This window comes from Streptomyces sp. NPDC060000, assembly GCF_042737375.1.
Taxonomy (GTDB): domain Bacteria; phylum Actinomycetota; class Actinomycetes; order Streptomycetales; family Streptomycetaceae; genus Streptomyces.
Genome location: NZ_JBHWUU010000132.1, coordinates 1 through 16,779, shown reverse-complemented (window position 1 = coordinate 16,779; position 16,779 = coordinate 1). Strand labels below are relative to the sequence as shown.

The 16,779-nt window shown below is 74.1% G+C and carries 14 protein-coding genes and 1 pseudogene; 6 read left to right on the top strand and 9 right to left on the bottom strand.

The annotated features are described in order from the left end of the window. Nucleotides 1-158 precede the first annotated feature (158 nt). Nucleotides 159-1,745: a carboxylesterase/lipase family protein gene (locus ACFWBB_RS40775; RefSeq protein WP_385283789.1), complete on the top strand. Its 1,587-nt coding sequence runs from the start codon at nt 159-161 to the stop codon at nt 1,743-1,745. 244 nt (nt 1,746-1,989) lie between these two features. On the opposite strand, the gene ACFWBB_RS40770 is transcribed toward ACFWBB_RS40775, so the two are convergent. From ACFWBB_RS40770 to ACFWBB_RS40755, 4 genes and pseudogenes are all read right to left on the bottom strand, one after another. Beyond that, nucleotides 1,990-2,565 (bottom strand): hypothetical protein, encoded by a 576-nt coding sequence (locus tag ACFWBB_RS40770; protein ID WP_385283786.1) that lies wholly within the window; start codon nt 2,563-2,565, stop codon nt 1,990-1,992. Between the two features lie 316 nt (nt 2,566-2,881). Continuing rightward, nucleotides 2,882-4,360: a PTS transporter subunit EIIC gene (locus ACFWBB_RS40765; RefSeq protein WP_385283783.1), complete on the bottom strand. Its 1,479-nt coding sequence runs from the start codon at nt 4,358-4,360 to the stop codon at nt 2,882-2,884. 16 nt (nt 4,361-4,376) lie between these two features. Next, entirely contained in the window at nt 4,377-5,312 is a 936-nt protein-coding gene (gene murQ, locus ACFWBB_RS40760; protein ID WP_385283779.1) for an N-acetylmuramic acid 6-phosphate etherase, read from the bottom strand. Between the two features lie 81 nt (nt 5,313-5,393). Then, nucleotides 5,394-5,763 (bottom strand): annotated as a pseudogene (locus ACFWBB_RS40755) (SIS domain-containing protein); the annotation flags it as partial. An 84-nt stretch (nt 5,764-5,847) separates the two neighbouring features. Between ACFWBB_RS40755 and ACFWBB_RS40750 the strand changes: the two are divergent. Together ACFWBB_RS40750 and ACFWBB_RS40745 are read left to right on the top strand one after the other, a co-directional pair. Beyond that, nucleotides 5,848-6,231, top strand: a complete 384-nt coding sequence (locus ACFWBB_RS40750; protein ID WP_385283776.1) for a hypothetical protein — start codon at nt 5,848-5,850, stop codon at nt 6,229-6,231. Between the two features lie 7 nt (nt 6,232-6,238). Continuing rightward, nucleotides 6,239-6,505, top strand: coding sequence for a DUF4031 domain-containing protein (locus ACFWBB_RS40745; protein WP_385283773.1), 267 nt, complete (start codon nt 6,239-6,241; stop codon nt 6,503-6,505). A 41-nt stretch (nt 6,506-6,546) separates the two neighbouring features. On the opposite strand, the gene ACFWBB_RS40740 is transcribed toward ACFWBB_RS40745, so the two are convergent. Beyond that, nucleotides 6,547-7,056 carry a GNAT family N-acetyltransferase gene (locus ACFWBB_RS40740; protein ID WP_385283770.1) on the bottom strand — a complete coding sequence of 170 codons (510 nt, stop codon included), beginning with the start codon at nt 7,054-7,056 and terminating at the stop codon, nt 6,547-6,549. Continuing rightward, nucleotides 7,053-7,697, bottom strand: coding sequence for a hypothetical protein (locus tag ACFWBB_RS40735; protein WP_385283767.1), 645 nt, complete (start codon nt 7,695-7,697; stop codon nt 7,053-7,055). The genes ACFWBB_RS40740 and ACFWBB_RS40735 overlap by 4 nt, the downstream gene beginning before the upstream one ends. Before the next feature lie 129 nt (nt 7,698-7,826). On the opposite strand from ACFWBB_RS40735, the gene ACFWBB_RS40730 reads away from it, so the two are divergent. Next, a complete protein-coding gene (locus ACFWBB_RS40730; RefSeq protein WP_385283795.1) occupies nt 7,827-8,573 on the top strand; it encodes a copper homeostasis protein CutC in 747 nt (248 codons plus the stop codon). Between the two features lie 41 nt (nt 8,574-8,614). Here ACFWBB_RS40730 and ACFWBB_RS40725 read toward each other — a convergent pair whose 3' ends face one another. Continuing rightward, entirely contained in the window at nt 8,615-10,687 is a 2,073-nt protein-coding gene (locus tag ACFWBB_RS40725; RefSeq protein ID WP_385283764.1) for a HelD family protein, read from the bottom strand. Nucleotides 10,688-11,063: 376 nt separating this feature from the next. Here ACFWBB_RS40725 and ACFWBB_RS40720 point away from each other — a divergent pair, with 376 nt between their 5' ends. Continuing rightward, nucleotides 11,064-11,246: a hypothetical protein gene (locus tag ACFWBB_RS40720; RefSeq protein WP_385283761.1), complete on the top strand. Its 183-nt coding sequence runs from the start codon at nt 11,064-11,066 to the stop codon at nt 11,244-11,246. A gap of 23 nt (nt 11,247-11,269) precedes the next feature. Here the strand turns inward: ACFWBB_RS40720 and ACFWBB_RS40715 are convergent, their stop codons facing one another. After that, a complete protein-coding gene (locus ACFWBB_RS40715; protein WP_385283792.1) occupies nt 11,270-12,937 on the bottom strand; it encodes a DNA repair helicase XPB in 1,668 nt (555 codons plus the stop codon). A gap of 161 nt (nt 12,938-13,098) precedes the next feature. On the opposite strand from ACFWBB_RS40715, the gene ACFWBB_RS40710 reads away from it, so the two are divergent. Beyond that, entirely contained in the window at nt 13,099-13,653 is a 555-nt protein-coding gene (locus ACFWBB_RS40710; RefSeq protein WP_385283758.1) for a hypothetical protein, read from the top strand. A 394-nt stretch (nt 13,654-14,047) separates the two neighbouring features. On the opposite strand, the gene ACFWBB_RS40705 is transcribed toward ACFWBB_RS40710, so the two are convergent. Further along, nucleotides 14,048-16,699 (bottom strand): helicase-associated domain-containing protein, encoded by a 2,652-nt coding sequence (locus ACFWBB_RS40705; RefSeq protein WP_385283755.1) that lies wholly within the window; start codon nt 16,697-16,699, stop codon nt 14,048-14,050. Nucleotides 16,700-16,779: the final 80 nt, after the last annotated feature.

Below are 16,779 nucleotides of genomic sequence, written 5' to 3'. Positions count from 1 at the left end.
GGCGGGGCCCCCCCTTGGGGCGGTAAGCCTTGTTTTGTGGTGTAACCCTCTTCCCCGGTTTGTGGCGGTTTTAACCCAAGCGAGGGGTGACAGCCGCCTCCGGCACTTTCGCCGATCACCGCCCGTTCCACGAGCAGCCGCCTTTTCAGGAGTGATCAATGACGACACCCGACGCCACCGATGTCATCGACGCCAACGACCGGCTCGTCGCACGCACCACCGCCGGTGCCGTACGCGGGCGCCGCGAGGAGGATCTGACCGTCTTCCGCGGCATCCCCTTCGCCGCGCCCCCGGTCGGCGAGGCCCGCTTCCAGGCCCCGCGCCCGCCACACCCGTGGGACGGGATACGGGACGCGTACGCCTTCGGCCCGCCGCCCCCGCAGGAGGTGGGCATCCAGGGCCGGGCGGGGATCCTGGACGCCCCGACCGGCGACGACTGGCTGACGGTCAACGTCTGGACGCCGGCCCCGGAGCCGGCCCCGTCGGCCGCCCGCCCGGTGATGGTGTGGATCTACGGCGGCGCCTACAAACTCGGCCACTCCGGCAGCCCCGGCTACGACGCGCAGCACCTCGCCCGCGCCGGCGATCTGGTCATCGTCACGTTCAACTACCGCGTCGGTATAGAGGGGTTCGCCCGGATCGAGGGCGCGCCGGCCAACCGGGGCCTGCTCGACCAGGTCGCCGCGCTGGAGTGGGTGCGGGACAACATCGGGGCCTTCGGCGGCGATCCGGGCCGGGTGACCGTCTTCGGTGAGTCGGCGGGCGCCGGTTCGGTGGCCGCGTTGCTGGCCATGCCGAGCGCGCGGGGTCTGTTCGGGCGGGCCATCGCGCAGAGAGTGCCCGGCACGTACTTCTCCGACGAGCTGGCCCGCGACCTCGCGGGCGCGATCGCCGCGGAGGCAGGCCTGCGACCGACGGCGGCCGACCTCTCCACGGTGGACCCGCGCAAGCTGCCCGAGGCTGGTGCGGCGCTGGGCGCGAAGATGGCACAGCGGGTGGACCGCTGGGGCCAGGTCGCGCCCACGGTCACCCCGTTCTCACCCGTGGTCGACGGCGAGATCCTGCCGACGACTCCGTGGCAGGCGCTGGCGGCGGGCGCCGCTCGGGACGTCGAGCTGATCGTCGGACACAACGCGCAGGAGTTCCGCCTGTTCATCGCCATGGGCGGCCTGCTGGGCAAGGTGACCGGGGAACAGGCGACGACGGCCTTGCGCCTGTTCGCCCCGGGCGGGGGAGCGGAGGGCGAACAGGCGTACCGGTCGGCCTTCCCGGACGCGGATCCGGGCGAGCTGTACGAGCGGGTGCAGTCGGACTGGCTGTTCCACATACCTTCCCTGCACCTGGCCGAGGCGCAGGTGGCGGGCGGCGGCCGGGCCCATGTCTACGAGCTGACCTGGCCCGCCCCGGGAGCGGGCGGCACCCTGGGCGCGTGCCACGGCCTGGACATCCCGCTGCTGTTCGGCACCTACGCCGCGGACCTCGGGAACCTGCTGTTCGCGGGGGTGGAGGTGCCGGACGAGGCCCGTGCCCTGACCGCGAGTTTCCACCGGTCGTGGACGTCCTTCGCGCGGACGGGAGACCCGGGCTGGCCGGCGTACGACGCGGAACGGAGGCTGGTGCAGGTGCTGGACGTGGAGCCCGAGGTCCGCCCGTACCCGGAGGAGACGTCCCGCCGGTTGTGGGAGGGCCACGACTTCCCGCCGCTGCCGTTGCTGGACAGCGGCGCCCAGGACAGGCAGCCATAGCGGCCCCGCGGCCCTGCGGCCCCGCGGCCCTGCGGCCTGTGGCCCCGCGGCCCTGTGGCCCCGCGGCCCTGCGGCCTGTGGCCCCGCGGCCCTGCGGCCTGTGGCCCTGCGGCCTGTGGCCCTGCGGCCTGTGGCCCCGCGGCCCCGCGGCCTGTGGCCCCGCGGCCTGTGGCCCCGCGGCCCTGCGGCCTGCGGTCCTGCGGTCCTGCGGCCTGCGGTCCTGCGGCCTGCGGTCTCAGTGGTCCTAGAGGTTGCCGAGCGGTTCGATGTCGACCTTCATCGGGGTGCCCCAGATCCGCAGCACCTCGTAGTCGGTGAACTCGTGCACCAGGCGGTAGGCCATCGCGGGCCGGGATCCGCGTCGCAGCGCGGCGATGTAGAGCTCGGCCTCGCGGCGGTCCCTGCGCGGCGTCCCGCAGAGCTGCCACTCCTGCCCGGTCCACAGCTCCGCCAGCCAGCGCTGCTGGGGCTGCGGGCGGTCGGCGCGGGTGCCGTACCGGGAGACGGAGGGGGTGGGAGCGGTGTACGGCGCCTGTGGGGCGGGGCCGTTGAACTCGGTGCGCCGGGCCGTCCGGCGGCGAGTCTCGCACAGCAGGCACAGGTCGGGGGCCGCCTTGTCGACCGGACCGTGCGGGTGCTCGGCGCAGCGGGTGGTGGGCGTGGCGCCGACGACGCTGTCGTCCAGCAGGTCCAGGGCACGCCGCAGATCGGCCTTGACCTCGTGCAGCCGGGAGTCCGGGGTGTCGGCGGCGAGCGCTTCCCCGTGCTCGCCGAGAAGACGGAGGGCACGGCCGAGCGCGGTGAGCTGGGCGTGGTTCATGGCTCCTAGGGTAGGCGGGCGCGGCTGTCGGCCGATCCGTGCCGGTCGGCGGCGACACCGCGGTCGCGCACACCCCGTCACGGAACGCTCCCGGCGTCCACGCCTCCGCTTGCCGAGTGCCTCCACCCGCCGAGTGCCCCCAGCCCCGTCGGCCTGGGCTCGCCCGACGTGCGGGGTCGGCGTGGTCCGCCCGACTCATTCAGCACTCCCGGCGTCCACGCCTCCGCTCGCCGAGCGCCTCCACCCGCCGAGTGCCCCCAGCCCCGTCGGCTTGGGCTCGCCCGACCTGCGGGGTCGGCGCGGTCCGCCGACTTGCTCAGCTCATCCCGGCGTCGCCGACTTCCGCGGTCGCCCTGGCCTGCCTGGCTTTCCCGGCCTCTTCGGGCTCCCGGGCCTCGTCGGGCTCTCCCTTCGGGTTGGCGTTCGGTCTGCTCAGTCCGCCGAAGGCGTAGGTCGCCGCGAAGCCGGTCGCGTAGCCCGTCAGCAGGCCGCCCGCGTAGATCGCTGCTGTCAGGCCCAAGCCGCGGTTGCCTGCCAGGAGCGGGAAGAGGGCCCAGCCGGACGGGCCGATCGCCGTCGCGCCGACCCTGTCGCCGAGCATCGCGAAGAAGCCGACGAAGGCACCGCCGGCCGCCCCGCCCGCGCAGGCGGTGAGGAAGGGGCGGCCCAGCGGGAGCGACACCCCGTAGACCAGGGGCTCCCCGACGCCCAGCAGCCCGGCCGGGAGCGCCGACCTGATCGTCGTCCTGATGGACGTGTCGCGCAGCCGGACGTACACCGCCACCGCCGCGCCGACCTGGCCCGCGCCCGCCATGGCCAGGACGGGCAGCAGGACCGTGTAGCCCTGCTGTTCGATGAGGGTGGTGTGGATGGGGATGAGGGCCTGGTGGAGGCCGAGCATCACCAGGGGCAGGAAGAGGCCGCCGAGCACCAGCCCCGCGAAGGCGCCCGTCGTCGCCAGCAGCCAGTTCGCCGCCGTGCCGATGGCCGAGGACACCGCGCCGGCCGCGTACATCAGGCCGTACAGCGTGCCGAGCCCGGCGACGAGGACGGTCAGGGTGGGGGTGAGGAGTACGTCCAGCGCCTCCGGGACGCGGCCGCGGCACCACTTCTCGACGCGGGTCGCCAGCAGGGCCGCCGCCAGTGCGCCGAGGACCCCGCCCTGGCCGGGGGCGAGGGTCACCCCGAACGCCGTCACCTTCGCGACCCCCGGGTACACGACGATCGCCGCGACCGCCCCGCCCAGGATCGGTGTGCCGCCGAACTCCTTCGCCGTGTTGTGGCCGACGAAGACGGCGATCAGCGCCATGAAGGCGGACGCGACGGCGGTCAGGGCGGGGCCGAGCCCGGGCAGCCACCCGGCGTTGAGCAGCAGACCGTTGACCCCGGCGAGGATCCCGCAGCCGATCAGGGCGGGGATGAGCGGGACGAACACAGCGGCCAGCCGGCGCAGGCCGGACCTGATCGGGGTCGCGTCGGCCCGGCGCCGGGCCTGCCGCGACCCGGCCCGGCGGGCGCCCGGTTCATCGGCGGTGGACGGCCGGGCGAGCAGCTGCTCGAAGTCGGCCGTCACCCTTGTCACGGCGCCCGGCCCGAGGACCACCTGGTACGAGCCGCCGTCCACGACGACCCCGAGCACCCCGGGCACCGCCCGCAGCGCCTCCTCGTCCGCCTCGGACGGGTCGGCGAGGCCCAGCCGCAGCCGGGTCATGCAGTGGGCGACGGACCTGACGTTCGCGGGGCCGCCCACCAGGGGCAGGATCGCGGCGGCGGTGGAGGAGGAGTCGATGCGCACCCCCCGAGCGTGCGGCTCAGTCGCTCACCGCGCCGAGCGCGGCGCGCAGATGTCCCCCGGACTCCTCCAGAAGGCGGGCGGCGGCCGGCCCGTCCACCCCGGCCAGCAGGGTGAGGATCGCGTTCTTCACCTCGCCGCCGGTGGCCGCGAGGGCCGCTTCGATGTCCTTGTCGTCCGCCCCGGTCGCCAGCGCCACGATGCGGTGCGAGCGGGCGCGCAGCTTCTCGTTCGAGGCACGGACGTCGACCATCAGGTTCCCGTACGTCTTGCCCAGCCGGATCATCGTGATCGTCGAGATCATGTTCAGCACCAGTTTCTGGGCGGTGCCCGCCTTCAGCCGGGTGGAGCCGGTGAGCAGCTCCGGGCCCACGACCACGTCGATCCCGTGCTCGGCGGCGGCGGCCAGCGCGCTGCCCGGGTTGCAGGACAGCCCGACGGTCAGGGCGCCCCGCGCCCGCGCGTACCGGACGGCGCCGACGGCGTAGGGGGTGCGGCCGGAGGCGGAGACGCCGACCACGGTGTCGTCGGGGGTGAGCGCGAGGGCGGCCAGGTCCGCCTCGGCGAGGTCCTGGGAGTCCTCGGCGCCCTCGACGGAGGTGACCATGGCCGTCGGGCCGCCCGCGATCAGCCCGACGACCTGGCCGGGTGCGGTGTTGAAGGTCGGCGGGCACTCGGAGGCGTCGAGCACCCCGAGCCGCCCGGCGGTGCCGGCACCGGCGTAGACCAGCCGCCCGCCGCGCGCCATGCGTGCCGCGACGGCGTCGACGACGGCGGCGATCTGCGGGAGCCGCGCGCCGACGGCGGCTGGGACGGCGGTGTCCTCGCCGTTCATGAGCCGGGCGATGTCGAGGGTGGGGAGCCGGTCGATCTCGGCGAGATCGGGGCGGAACGCTTCGGTGGTGAGGGACTCGAGCGCGGTGCGCAGCTCACGGGGGTCGGGACGGGAGGTCATCGGGGGCGGCTCTTTCCGGTGCGGGTCGGGGCGACTGCGGGCACCGCTGCGGCCTACCGGCCCACCGGGTGCCCCTACGGTCTACCGGCGCCGGTGGGCCAACGCCTCGTACGACGCGGCCGGCGCCGGTGCGGCCGTCGCGCAGGTCCGCCGGGCCACGCCGACGAACAGACAGTCCACCACCAGCAGTTGGCTGGTCCGGGACGACGTCGCCGCCGGACGCGGCTCACTCTCCCGGGCGGTCGACGCGGCCAGTACGGTGATCGGCGTACCGCGTCACCGCGCACTTCGGCCGCCCCGTGACGGCGACGGTCGTGGCCCCGCGCCCGAACGCCTCCCGCAGCGGTTCGATGACGTCCCCCGTCGCACCGGAGTGCGTGATGGCGATGGCGAGGCCGCCGACGGCGAGCTGCACCGCGTTCGTCACCGCGAGGTGGGTGTCGCTGTGGGACTGAACGTTTCTTTCACGGCCTTGGTCACCTCTGAAAGCTATTTTCTGTTCGGGCTCCGGGGCAAGAGTGCGCACAATGGGGGGATGGATCCCATCAGCCCCCTGGAACAGACCCTGCACGCGGCACGCGCCCTCGTGCTGGCCGATCTGGCCTCGGGCGACGTCGCCGCGGCGGACGTGGTCTCGTTGGTCGAGGACTCCGTCGTGCAGCGGCGCTGGTGGGTCGAGCAGTGGCCGGACGGTATGGCGTACGTGGCGGGACTGATCGCGCAGGACGTGCAGGACGCGCTGCTGGAGCGGTACGGGCGCTGGCCCCTGTGCCCGGTCTGCGGCTCGGGCGATCCGCACGCGCTCGAGGTCGAGCCCGAGCTCGGACCCGACCCGCACTGGGTGTGCCACAAGGCGGGCGTGAAGGTCGCGCCGGTGGGCTCGCTGGGGCCGGCCCTGGGCGGCGCGGCATCCTCATGAGGCTCTCGTGACCGTCTACATCGACCCGCCGGACTGGCCGGGGCACGGCCGTATGTGGTCCCACCTCGTCAGTGACGTCTCGTACGCCGAACTGCACCTCTTCGCCGAGGGGCTGGGCGTCCCCCGGCGTGCCTTCGAGCGCGATCACTACGACATCCCGTCACACCGCTACGCCGAGGTGGTGGCCGCCGGCGCGGTCCGGGTGAGCAGCCGCGAGGTGGTGCGCCTGCTGACGGCGGCGGGCCTGCGCAGACGCAAGGGCGGCGCGAAGTAGGGGAGGCGTGGTGCACGTGGCGGAGCGGGGACCGGCTCCGCCTAGGCCGGGCGAGGTCTGCCGCGCAGTTCGTACGCGTCCTCCCGGTCGCCTTCGCCGACCTTGACGAACCCGGCCCGCTCGAGCACCCCCCGGGAGGGTGCGTTGGTGTGCTCGACGACCGCGAACAGGCGTCGTACGTCGTCCCGGGCCAGCGCCCAGCCGGCCAGCGCGCGCAGCGCCTCGGTCGCGTAGCCGTGGCCGCGGGCGGCCTCGACGAGGTCGTAGCCGATCTCCGTGCGGCCGTCCTCGTCGGGAGCCGCGTGGAAGCACATGCTGCCGACGGCCCGGCCGTCCTGTCGCCGCACGAGGACGTACATGCCGAACTCCGGCCGGTGCACGCCGGACACGTACGCCCGCACCATCATCCCGGCGGCGTCCCGCGTCCCCTCGAACGGTCCGCCGTCGAGCCACACGAAGCCTCCGCCGCCGCCCGCCCGCAGTCCGGCGGCGGCGCTGGGCGTGACGCCTTCGAGGGTGAGGCGTTCGGCGGGGATGCGCGGGGTGGTCACGAGGCGAGCAGTTCCAGTTCGCCCCGCAGGTTGTAGCGGGCCGTGGCCTCCCACCGCTCGCTCCCGTACGGCGTCCTGAACAACCGGGGCAGGTTCAGGAGTTGGCGCAGGATGTCCGCGCGGCCGGTCCGGAAGGCGTCGTTCGGGACGAAGTGGTACTCCTCGCGGACGGCTGCGGTGTAGGCGGCGTACGCGGACGGTGGCGCGGCGAGGATCGCGAGGTCTGCGTCGCACAGGACCTGGCCGTCGAGGTCGTCGTCGGCCGGATCGTGGGTGACGGTGAGCCGGACGAGTCTCGCGACCTCGGCGGTCCGCTCCGGCGACACCCCGGCCTCGGGCAGCGCGCGCTCGGCGAGGCGGGCGGAGCGCTCCTCGTTCTCGGAGCGGTCGGGCAGGTAGACGGCGTCGTGGAACCAGGCGGCCAGCCGGACGACGCCCGGGTCGGCGGTGTACTCGGCGAGTACGTCGATGCGGTCGAGGACCTCGGTGAGGTGCGTGAGCGTGTGGTAGCGGCGCTGCGGCTCCTGCCAGCGGGCGAGGAGGTCGTCGCAGTACGGCGCCGGGTCGGGACCGTCGGCCGGGCCCCGGGTCCTCTCCAGGGTGTGGCTGAAACGGGTGCGCAGGGCGTCGAGATCGGCCATGGCCTCATTGTCGCGCGTGCGGACGGGTTCTCCGGCGTTATTCTTGAATTGGACTAGACCTGTAGTCCGCCGAAGAAGCCGATGAGCCGTGAGCCGATCAAGCCGATGAGCGCCGACGAATGGGGTCCCATGAGCAAGCGTGCAGTTCTGGAGGTGATCGCCCTCGACGTGGAGGACGCGGTCGCCGCCCAGGCCGGGGGCGCGGACCGCCTCGAGCTGGTCACCGACATGGCCGCCGACGGGCTCACCCCGCCGGTCGCGGTCTTCGCCGGGATCCGGGCCGCCGTGGACCTCTCCCTGCGCGTGATGCTGAGACGCTCCGAAGGCTTCGCGGCGGGAACCGCCGAGGACGTCGCCTCCCTCGTACGGCTCGCGGGCGAGCTGCGGACGGCCGGCGCGGACGAGTTCGTGCTCGGGTTCCTCGACGCCGAGGGCGGGGTGGACCTGGCCGCGGTGGAGCGGGTCGTCGCCGAGCTGGACGGCTGCCGCTGGACCTTCCACCGCGCCCTCGACCACGCAGGCGACCGTGACGCCCTGCGCAAGCAGCTGGACGGCCTGCCCGGACTGGACACCTACCTCACCGCCGGTTCCGCCACCGGCGTCGACACCGGCCTTCCCACCCTCCTCGCGGAGGCGGCACGGCACGGGGAGCAGGGCTACGAGCAGCAGCTCCTCGTGGGCGGCGGCCTGCGCCTCGACCATGTGCCGGTGCTGGTTGCCGGCGGAATCGACGCCTTCCACATCGGCGGCGCGGCCCGCCCCGGCGGCTGGACCGGCCCGGTGTCGGCGCGGGCCGTCGCGCAATGGCGGCGGGCAGTCGACGGCGAGCGGGCAGTCGACGGCGAGCGGGCAGTCGACGGCGAGCGGGCCGGGTAACCCGCGCGCCGACCGTCGGCCGAGGCCCGGCGGGTGGACCGTCAGCCGAGCTGGGGCGGCAGCGGGGCCGCGTGGGTCACGATCAGGCCCGACACCGCCCGGGTCAGTGCCACGTACAGCCGCCGCAGGCCCGTCCGCTCGTCCGGTTCGCCGTCGACCACCGCCCGGGGTTCGTCCAGGACGACGTAGTCGTACTCCAGGCCCTTGGCCAGGGAGGCCGGGACCAGGGTGAGACGGGTCTCGGCGGTCGTCTCCTCACCGGGGGACAGGTGGCCGATCCCGGCCGCCGTCAGCGCCTCGGCCAGCGCCGGGATCCGGGCGTCGGCCGCGATCAGGCCCGTCGAGCCCTCGTTGCGCAGCAACTCCTCGCAGGCCGCGACGACTTCGGTGACTTCTGCGACCGGCCGGAGGTCGAAGAAGCCCGGGTTCTCACGGACCGAGGCGACGGGTGTGAGGCCCGGTGCGATGTGCGGGAGCAGCCGGGAGGCGTAGGTGATGACGTCCGTCGGCACGCGGAAACCGGCCGTCAGCTCCTCGATCACCGCGTCCGCCTTGCCGAGGTGGGTGAGCGCCTCCTCCCAGCTCCGGGTCGCCCAGGGCGTGGTGCCCTGCGCCAGGTCGCCCAGCACGGTCGCCGAACCCGTCGTGCAGCGGCGGCCGACCGCCCGGTACTGCATGGGGGACAGGTCCTGCGCCTCGTCCAGCACCACATGGCCGAGGGAGTGCGTGCGCTCGACGATGTCGGTCGCCTCGTCGATGAGTACCGCGTCCGCCGCCGACCACCTGGCCGACTTCACGGACCGCACCGGCTTCGCCCACAGGATCGTCTTCTGCTCGTCCTCGTTCAGCACGCCCTCCGCGTGCGCGGCCAGGAACTCCGCGTCCGTGAGCAGCCGGAGCACCAGTTTCGCCGGATCGACGGCCGGCCAGACCGCCTTCACGGCCGCCTTCACCGCGCTGTTGCGGGCGACGGCGTCCTGCACCCGGTCGTCGGGAGCCTCGCCCGAGCGTTCCATCTGGACCAGGATCGCGTGCGCGATGCGCTGCGGCAGGGCCTCACGGGCGGCGCCGTAGCGGATGTCGCGGTCCAGCAACTCCCGTACCATTCCCTCCAGTTCATAGGCCGGCAGCCGCCACCGCCGGGAGCCGCGCACGACGACGAGCGGTTCGCTCGGCATGCTCACGTGTGAGCGGACGGCCCGCCGCAGCACCTGCGCCATCCTCGCGTCGCCCTTGACGATCGCCGCCGCCGCGTCGTCCGCGCCCCGCACCTCCACATGGGCCACCAGGTCGTCGACCGTGCCCTGGCGTACCGTCAACTCGCCCAGCGCGGGCAGCACCTGCTCGATGTAGTGGAGGAAGGACTTGTTCGGTCCGATGACCAGCGTGCCGGTGCGGGCGAGCCGCTCGCGGTGGGCGTAGAGCAGATACGCCACCCGGTGCAGACCGACGGCCGTCTTCCCGGTTCCCGGCCCTCCCTGGACACAGACCGTCCCGCCCAGCCCGCTGCGCACGATCTCGTCCTGCTCGGGCTGAATGGTGGCGACGATGTCACGCATCGGTCCGACACGCGGCCGCTCGATCTCCCGCTGGAGCAGCATGCTGGTCCGCGCCGTCTCCGCCGGGTCGGAGAGGTGCTCGTCCTCGTAGGCGGTGAGGTCGCCGCCGGTGTAACCGAAGCGGCGGCGCAGCCCGACATCCATCGGGTCCTTCTTCGAGGCCCGGTAGAACGGCTGCGAGACCGGCGCACGCCAGTCGATGACCATCGGATCGCCCTCGCCGTCGTGCACATGCCGACGCCCGATGTAGAACTGCTCCCCCTCCGCGCCCTCCGCCCGCGCTGCGCCGGGAGCGTGCAGGTAGTCGAGCCGGCCGAAGAACAGCGGGGTGTGGCTGAGGTCGGCGAGCGCCTTGATGCGCTCCCCGATCTGCCGCTCCAGGATCTGGGCGTTGACCCAGTTCGCGGTGACGTCGCGGATGTCGAGGGCCTCGACGTCCTCGCGCATGGCACGCAGGGCGCTCCGGGAGGAGCGGAGGTGGGCGCGTTCGCGGGCGAGCGGATCGTTGTCCACAGGTGTGGACGACGACGGGGACGGCGTGGACGGCGTGGACAAGGGGGTGCCTCCGGACCGGCTGAGGGGGGCGCTGCGGGCGCCGCGGTGAGACCGTCCGGTTTCCGGCCGGACGGCGGCACTCCGGGAAGGGAGGCGGGCAAGAGCGGAGATTGTAGGTGAACGGGACAGGCGCGTGCCAACGCATTTGGTTCCGCCGCCCTCGGCGCGGATCCCGGTGGAACCCTTCCCCACCCCTATGGGACGGCCCCCGCCCCTGGGAACGGGCCCTCCCCGCCCCTGGGGACGGCCCTCCGTCCCGTAGGGGAGACCTCCGTCCCGTAGGGGATACCCCCGCCCGTGGGTGTACCCGAGGAGTACGCCGAACGGGGACCTGGGACCGATGCCCCCTTTATGCCTCGGATCCCATCATGGAGACATGAGTGCAGCGACCCTCACCCCAGTCCCAGGTCGCCCGTCCGGCGCGACCTCCCTGTCCGACACACACCGTCACCGCCTCGGCGACGCCCTGCGCGCCGTGAAGGTCTTCGCGGGCGCCGCCTTCGACGTGATCATCCTCGGCGAGTACGGCGAGGAAGCCGGAGTCCACCGGCGCAGGTGACCCGGGCGGGACTCAGGCGGAACTCAGGCGTGACCCGGGCCGGACTCGGGCCCCTCCGCCAGCAGCTCGTCCGCGTCCATGATCCGGTACGCGTAACCCTGTTCCGCCAGGAAGCGCTGGCGGTGCGCCGCGAAGTCCTGGTCGAGGGTGTCCCGTGCCACCACCGAGTAGAAGTGGGCCTGGTGGCCGTCCGCCTTGGGGCGCAGGACACGGCCGAGGCGCTGCGCCTCCTCCTGACGGGAACCGAAGGTGCCCGAGACCTGGATGGCGACCGTCGCCTCCGGCAGGTCGATCGAGAAGTTCGCGACCTTGGACACCACCAGCACGCTGATCTCGCCCTCCCGGAAGGCGTCGAAGAGCTTCTCGCGCTGCGCGTTGGAGGTCTCGCCCTTGATCACCGGAGCGTCGAGGTGTTCGCCCAGCTCGTCCAGCTGGTCGATGTACTGGCCGATGACGAGGATCTGCTGCCCCGCGAAGCGGCGGACGATCGCCTCGGTCACCTTCCGCTTCGTCGCCGTCGTCGCGCAGAAGCGGTACTTCTCCTCCGCCTCGGCGGTCGCGTACGCCAGCCGCTCGGAGTCCGTCAGGTTCACCCGGACCTCGACGCAGTCCGCGGGCGCGATGTAGCCCTGCGCCTCGATCTCCTTCCACGGAGCGTCGAACCGCTTCGGCCCGATCAGGGAGAACACGTCCGACTCACGGCCGTCCTCGCGGACCAGGGTCGCGGTCAGACCGAGGCGCCGACGCGCCTGGAGATCCGCCGTGAACTTGAAGACCGGCGCCGGCAGCAGGTGCACCTCGTCGTAGAGGATGAGCCCCCAGTCCCGGGAGTCGAACAGCTCCAGGTGCGGGTAGACGCCCTTCCGCCGGGTCGTCAGCACCTGGTAGGTGGCGATGGTGACGGGCCGGATCTCCTTCCGCGTCCCGCTGTACTCGCCGATCTCCTCCTCGGTCAGCGACGTCCGCTTCACCAGCTCGTGCTTCCACTGCCGCGCGGAGACCGTGTTCGTGACGAGGATCAGCGTGGTCGACTTCGCCTGGGCCATCGCCCCGGCGCCCACGAGGGTCTTGCCCGCACCGCACGGCAGGACCACGACCCCGCTGCCGCCGTGCCAGAAGTTCTCCACCGCCTGCTTCTGGTACGGCCTGAGCGCCCAGCCGTCCTCGGCCAGCTCGATCGGGTGCGCCTCGCCGTCCACGTACCCCGCGAGGTCCTCGGCCGGCCAGCCCAGCTTCAGCAGCGTCTGCTTGATCTGCCCGCGCTCGGAGGGGTGCACGGCGACGCTGTCCGGGTCGATCCGGACGCCGACCAGCGGAGCGACCCGCTTGGAGCGCAGGATCTCCTCCAGCACCGGCCGGTCGGTGCTGGTGAGCACGAGCCCGTGCGCCGGGTGCTTGCTCAGGGTCAGCCGGCCGTAGCGGTCCATCGTCTCGGCGATGTCGACGAGCAGCGCGTGCGGCACGGGGTAGCGGCTGTACTGCACGAGCGCGTCCACGACCTGCTCGGCGTCGTGCCCGGCCGCCCGGGCGTTCCACAGGCCCAGCGGCGTCAACCGGTAGGTGTGGATGTGCTCCGGCGCCCGCTCGAGCTCCGCGAACGGCGCGATGGCACGACGGCACTCGTCCGCCTGCTCGTGGTCGACCTCCAGGAGCAGAGTCTTGTCCGACTGGACGATCAGCGGTCCGTTCACGTACGCCATCCCTTCCGCACGGGCCAAACCTCCAGTGTGCCGTACGCCGTGCCGTAACGGTGCTCCGCTTCTCCCCGGGGGCCCTGCGCAACCCTGTCCGTCATTCGCGTGTCTGACCGGGGGAGCGGCGCGATGGACGCGACGCGGTGGGGAGTCACGGTATGTCGGTCCTGTCGTTCCGCAGGGGCGCGGTCGGCGTGGGAGCAGCGGCGGTGCTGGCGGCCACGGGTACCTGGGTCATGTGGCCGGCGGAGATCGACGGGCAGCTGTGGGGCGAGGTACGGCCGGTGATCGAGGCCAGGATCGCGGCGGAGTCGCGGGGGAGCGGCTACGGCGAGAGCGCGCCCGCGCTCGAGGCGCGCTGGTTCTGCCACGCGGAGGTGCTCGAACTGGAGGAGCACGGGGACGAGGTACGGGCCGGCGTCAACACGCTGTGCGTCGAGTACGGGGTGCGGGGCGACGCGCTGGTGGAGTGCGGGGCCGGGCAGTACCCGCAGGTGGTGCGGCTGGAGCGGGACGACTCGGCCGCCGGGGGCTACCGGGTGGTGGCGCGGGAGGAGCCGCCGGACGGCGACGGCTACGGGCGGTGGACGGAGTCCCACTTCGGGGTCCTCACCAGGGCCTCCCTCCAGGACCGGATGTCCTCCCGGTCCCTGGAGGCCACGGCCCGCACCCACTTCGGCCTGCCGGCGGACGCCGACATCGCGCAGTGCTGACCCGACGCCCCTGCCCTGCCGGCGCCTCACCCGCCGGACGGCGCCCCGGAAGCCACCCCACCACGGCCTTCCGGCCTTCCGGCCTTCCGGCCCGTCGCCCGTCGGCACCGGCCCGTTGCCTCACCGGCCCGTAGCCCGTCCGCTCACCGGCCCGTCGCCCGTCGGCTCACCGGCCCTCCGGCCCGTCGCGTCGGCTCGCCGCTCCGTCGCCCGTCGGACAACCGGCCATTGACCCGGCGGTCACGCTCCCGGCCTCCAGCCGTGGCCCATCGCTCGCGGGTTTCGGCCGAGGCGGAGCGGGCCGGCGCGTTGCTCCCGACCCGACGACTCCCGACCCGATGGCTCCTGGCCCGGGGGCCGGTACGGCGGACGGCCAGGGTGAGGGCGGTCGCGGTCAGTCTTCCGCCAGTTCGGCCACTCCCGTGATCCGGTGCAGCGGGTAGGTGCGGACCTCGTCCGCCGTGTGGTCGTACGCCGTCACGAAGCCGCCCTCCACCCGGACCGGGGCGATGACGCGCTGGCTGGCGGTGCCCTCGGCGTTGACGTAGCCGATCCACAGGGCCTCGCCGGTCAGGACGGCGGCCTGCATGGTGGCGAGGGTCTCGGCGGAGCTCGTCCTGGGGAGTTCGCCGGGGGCGAGCGGGGCGGCGTCGTCCGTCGGTTTGCGGGGCGCCGTGGCGGCCAGGTCGCCGGCCCGGATCGCCCGGATCGCCGCGGTGAGCAGGGTGGTGTCGGGCACCGGGGGGCCGTCCGGCACCGGCTCAGGAGCCGTGCGCGGCGGGGTGCGGTGGGCATGTGCGCGGGTGATCAGGACGTCACCCTCGGCGGACTCGGCGGCGGGCGCGAAGCCCATCGCCCGCAGACCTTCGAGGAGGGTCGCCGGGTCGGCCTGGGCCGCGAGCACCGTCGGCGCCAGCCGCCGCAGGCGCAGGGCGGCGGCGCGCTTGTCGGCGAGGATCTCGTTCAGCAGGGCGTCGTCGTCGCAGCGGACGTAGGCCGAGGCCGCGCCCACCCGTAGATGGCCGTGCCGGCGGGCCACGTCGTCGATCAGGTACGCCAGCGGCTGCGGCACCGGCGTACGGGAGTGCTCGGCGAGGAAGGCGTGCAGGTCGGAGGCGCTGCGGCCGGCGTCCAGAGCACGGCGCACCGAGCCGGGGGTGAAGCGGTAGACGGTCGCGCCGCCCTTGGACTCGACGTCCGCGAGAACGCCCAGCACATCGGCCAGCGGGCGCCGCAGCGGGCCGGGGGCGACCGCGGTCAGGTCGGCCTGGAGCAGGACGTGGTCCAGGGGCTCGGGCAGCAGCGGGGTGAGCAGACGGGCGGCGGCCGCGGTGGCCACGGCCTGCTCGGGCGGTGAGAGGGGCGCGGCCGACGGGCCGGCGGTGGCCGGGCGGTGGTGCGCGGGCAGCTTGTCGCCCGGGCCGGTCGGGGCGGCCGCCGCGTCGGCGGTGGTGGCGGCGGCCGGCTTCGGCGCGGGCCGTGCCCCGATCAGGGCCCGCCCGTGCGACGACAGCGCGCCCCGGCCGGTCACCCCCAGGAGTTCGGCCTCCATCAGGGTCCAGCGGGCCAGCCGGGAGCGCAGATCGTCGTCGCCCAGAGAAACATGAGAGGCGTGAGAGGCGTGAGAGCCCTGTGTGCCCTGGGGATTCTGCGGGTTCTGCTGCCCCTGCGGGTTCTGCTGACCCTGTGGGCCGCGCAGCGGGCGCTCCCAGCGCAGCCGGGCCAGCACCGCCGCCGCGTCCGGCGCCGCGCCCTCGGGCAGCCCGGCCAGCAGGGTCAGCACCCGGTGGCGTACCTCGGGCGCGGCGGACCGGTCCAGGCCCGGCCCCAGCGCCGACAGCGCCCGCTCCTTGAGATCCCGGCCGCCGACCACCCCGGACGTCCGGGTCGCCGCCAGCCAGGCCTGCGCGAGCTGCGCCCACCGGTCGGCGGGAGGCCGCTCCAGCCAGTCGTCGTACTCCGGGGTCGCCGCGTACCGCTCGTCGGCCTCCCCGTCGGAGGCGAGCAGCCCGGCCGCGTACGTCAACTCGACCCAGAACGCCGCCATCGGCTCGGACACGTCGAGGGCGACGGCCGTCCGCTTGAGGTCGCGCACGCTCAGCCCGCCGGCCCGCAGGACCGAGGGACCGCCCTCGTGCCAGTCCTTCAGCAGCTCCTCGACGGTCGTCAGCGCCGTGTACGCCTGCCCGGCCGCCGTCGCGTCCACCACCTGGGGACGATGCACGACGAGCGCCTCGACGGTGGGCGGCACGGGTTCGGCCGTGCGGTGGGCCCGGCCCTCGCGCAGATGCAGGGCGACCTCGCGGGGCAGTACGACGGTCCCGGGCGCCGTCGGCAGCAGCAGCCCGCGATCGAGCAGCCAGCGCAGCCGCGCCGCCGGATCGGCCGTGACCTGCCCGTACGGCGGCCCCCACATCAGCCGCTTCAGGACGTCGAGCGAGTCGGCGGGCGCCTTGGCGAGCAGGGCGGCCATCTTCCTGCGGTGGGTGAACAGGGCGGTGAGCGCGCCGACGGCGGACACCGAGTCGTGCGTGGACGGCAGCCCGGCCGTCGCCACCAACTCCTGGATCCGGCCCGGTGACATGCCCGCCGTCGCCTCCCGCACGCTCGGCCCGAGCCCGGTGGGGGACGGGTGCTGCGCGGACGGCGCGAGCAGTTCGCGGGCCGTGCGGACGAGGCGGAGGCTGCCTTCGTCACCCCAGACCAGGGCCTGTTCCCGCAGGGCCGCCAGGGCGCCGGGCAGCGCGCCGGCGACGGCCGGATCGCGCGCGTCGCCCGCCATCAGTCCGAGCAGCTCGTCGTACGTCGCCGGATCGCCGGCCACGGCCAGCGCTTCCGCGCTCTGCAGGGCGAAACGGTCGAGCCGCTCCAGCGCGCGCACGACGGAGGCGCGGGTGCCGGCGCGGGTGGCGAGCTGGGTGAGGTCGGTGGGGACCGGGGTGACGAGGTCGGGGCGGGCGCGCAGCAGTGCGGCCAGGGACGCGTCGTCCCGGCCGCGGAGCGCTGCCGCTAGGGAGCGGGGTGCCCGCTGGTCCTCGGTGCTCATCTTGCCCACGGTAGCGGTTGGCGTCCCCCGGGGGCTGCGCCCCCGGACCCCCGCGTCGGCCCTGAAGGGGCCTTGTCCTC

Excerpts from the sequence above, each read along its gene's own strand:
- ACFWBB_RS40775 (WP_385283789.1), top strand. The coding sequence starts at position 159 with ATGACGACACCCGACGCCACCGATGTCATCGACGCCAACGACCGGCTC.
- ACFWBB_RS40770 (WP_385283786.1), bottom strand. The coding sequence starts at position 2,565 with ATGAACCACGCCCAGCTCACCGCGCTCGGCCGTGCCCTCCGTCTTCTC.
- murQ (WP_385283779.1), bottom strand. The coding sequence starts at position 5,312 with ATGACCTCCCGTCCCGACCCCCGTGAGCTGCGCACCGCGCTCGAGTCC.
- ACFWBB_RS40750 (WP_385283776.1), top strand. The coding sequence starts at position 5,848 with ATGGATCCCATCAGCCCCCTGGAACAGACCCTGCACGCGGCACGCGCC.
- ACFWBB_RS40735 (WP_385283767.1), bottom strand. The coding sequence starts at position 7,697 with ATGGCCGATCTCGACGCCCTGCGCACCCGTTTCAGCCACACCCTGGAG.
- ACFWBB_RS40730 (WP_385283795.1), top strand. The coding sequence starts at position 7,827 with ATGAGCAAGCGTGCAGTTCTGGAGGTGATCGCCCTCGACGTGGAGGAC.
- ACFWBB_RS40720 (WP_385283761.1), top strand. The coding sequence starts at position 11,064 with ATGAGTGCAGCGACCCTCACCCCAGTCCCAGGTCGCCCGTCCGGCGCG.
- ACFWBB_RS40710 (WP_385283758.1), top strand. The coding sequence starts at position 13,099 with ATGTCGGTCCTGTCGTTCCGCAGGGGCGCGGTCGGCGTGGGAGCAGCG.
- ACFWBB_RS40705 (WP_385283755.1), bottom strand. The coding sequence starts at position 16,699 with ATGAGCACCGAGGACCAGCGGGCACCCCGCTCCCTAGCGGCAGCGCTC.